General features: G+C 38.6%; 3 protein-coding genes. 2 read left to right on the top strand and 1 reads right to left on the bottom strand.

Annotated elements, in window-relative coordinates; all coding sequences use genetic code 11:
- Positions 1-783, bottom strand: a 783-nt coding sequence (locus VIH09_RS11590) for a PPK2 family polyphosphate kinase (protein WP_331581124.1), incomplete at its 3' end; no start/stop codon positions are given.
- 173 nt (positions 784-956) lie between these two features.
- On the opposite strand from VIH09_RS11590, the gene VIH09_RS11585 reads away from it, so the two are divergent.
- Positions 957-1802, top strand: a complete 846-nt coding sequence (locus tag VIH09_RS11585; protein WP_331581122.1) for a DUF6929 family protein — start codon at positions 957-959, stop codon at positions 1800-1802.
- A gap of 4 nt (positions 1803-1806) precedes the next feature.
- The coding region (locus tag VIH09_RS11580; protein WP_331581120.1) for an SDR family NAD(P)-dependent oxidoreductase at positions 1807-2303 on the top strand (497 nt) is incomplete at its 3' end.

Below are 2303 nucleotides of genomic sequence, written 5' to 3'. Positions count from 1 at the left end.
TTCCCAGATAATTTTGGCGACTATATAGCGGGCCATATCCTTATCGTCAGAAGGGATAATGTACCAAGGCGCATTTTCAGTAGCCGTTTTATTAATAGCCTCCTGATAATATTGCATATATTCGTCCCAGTGTTCACGCTCTTTCAAATCCCCTGGCGAGAATTTCCAATGATGCTCCTCTTCTTCCAGCCTTCGTAACAGCCGCTGACGCTGCTCCTCCTTACTCATGTGGAAGTAAAACTTCATTACGATTGTGCCGTTTTGAGTAATATGCTTTTCAAAATTATTGATTTGCTCCATTCTATTTTGCCAAAACTGCGGTGTAATATCTTCTACCTTCTCAATTCCGGGCAAATTTTCGTTTAATATATATTCAGGATGCACCCGGGTCACCAAAACATTCTCGTAATGGGTCCTGTTAAAAACAGCAAATTTCCCTTTTTCCGGCAAAGCCAGGTAATGTCTCCATAAATAATCGTGTTCCAGCTCTGTCGAATTCGGCGTTTTAAAACTATAAACCTCCACCCCACGCGGGTTGAATTCCTTAAAAACTTCACGAATCAAACTATCCTTCCCGGAAGTATCCATTCCTTGTAAACAAATCAAAACGCCATAGCGATTATGCGCATACATCACATCCTGTAACGCACTCAACTTCTCTTGCACCTTATCTAATTTCTCTTCCTTATCGTCCTCGCTGGCCTTGCTAAACAAATTCGTGGGAATTGCAGACAAATCAATTTTGGCTGTCACTTTAAAATCATCTGGATCAATAGACTTCATAAGAAATATTTTATCTTTATAATCTCAAATATAACAAATAATTGGGTGAATCCTTATTAATTTCAGGAGCTATTTCCGGCTATTCGCAACAATCTATTAATCCGAAAAAAAAGCGGCTTAATAGGATTTCCGCTTCTATCCGGGCTAGGAAACCCATTTTCACAATAACATTCATGAAAAAGCACACACTCGAATTACTATTTCAGATTATAGGTATCGGTTCCGCCTCGGGGCTTTTTTACAAAGACAACACCCTATTGCTGATTGGCGACAACAGCGGATTCCTATATGAATACCACATGGATTTTAGTGATTTAAAACAGTATCCGCTTATCAAAAACCCTGCAGCAAATATTCCTAAAAGCGAAAAACCAGATTTCGAATCCATAGCTCATTTTCAGGATACGCTATACATTTTCGGTTCAGGTTCTACCACAAAAAGAAATGCAATGATCGAATTTGATTTAAGACAAAAAATAAAAATCGCTACCAACGATCTATCTGACCTATATGCTGTAATGCAGAGTTTTGGGAACATCAAACCCGAAGATTTTAATCTGGAAGGAGCCGTTTATGACGGTCAAAATTGGTATTTATTCAATCGAGGCAATGGAATTTCTAACAAAAACATGCTCTTCACACTTCATGCCAAAAAACTAAATGAAGGATTCAGCTTGTTGTCAAATGATTACAAACTTCCCAAAATAAAAGGAATCCGTTCCAGTTTCACCGATGCAGTTTTGGTCAATGATAAACTTTATTTTTTAGCCACTGCCGAAGATACCCAATCACCTTATGATGATGGGGAAGTTTTAGGAAGCTTTATTGGGCGTATTGATGTACAAACAATGAAAATAGATTACACAAAAAAAATAAGCAGCACTCATAAATTTGAAGGAATAACCATCTTCTCAAATTCAAACGATAAAATCGAATTTCTTCTTTGTGAAGACAAAGATACTGATGAGTTAAAAACAGAAATTTACAAATTAATATTAGAAAAAAACCTCAAAAATTAACAAAATGACTGACTTAAAAAATAAAAACGCACTGATAACGGGCGCCGGAAAAGGAATTGGAAAAGCGATCGCTTTGGCTTTGGCCAAGGAAGGCGTAAATGTGATTTTGGTTGCCAGAACACAGGAAGAGATTGACAATGTCGCTGCAAAAACACGCTCATTAAGAGTAAAAGCACTAGCATTAGCCGCCGACGTAGCCGACATCAATTCTGTGAATTCTGCAGTTGAAAAAGCCTTGGCCGAATTTGGAACCATCGATATTTTAATCAATAATGCCGGAATTGCCGCTTTCGGAAAATTTCTGGAACTGGAGCCCGCAGCTTGGGAGCGTATCATACAGGTAAACTTAATGGGCACCTATTACATGACCCGCGCCGTTTTGCCAAATATGATCGAAAGACAAACGGGCGACATCATCAATATTTCTTCAACGGCAGGATTAAGCGGAAACGCTTTGACGAGCGCCTATAGCGCTTCTAAATTTGCGGTTTTAGGATTGAC

Source organism: Flavobacterium sp., assembly GCF_036515215.1.
GTDB lineage: Bacteria > Bacteroidota > Bacteroidia > Flavobacteriales > Flavobacteriaceae > Flavobacterium.
Note: the sequence above shows the minus strand (reverse complement) of the source record. Positions and strands in the feature narration are given on the sequence as shown.

Bases quoted from the DNA above. Each gene is read 5' to 3' on its own strand.
- VIH09_RS11585 (WP_331581122.1), top strand. From the start codon at position 957: ATGAAAAAGCACACACTCGAATTACTATTTCAGATTATAGGTATCGGT.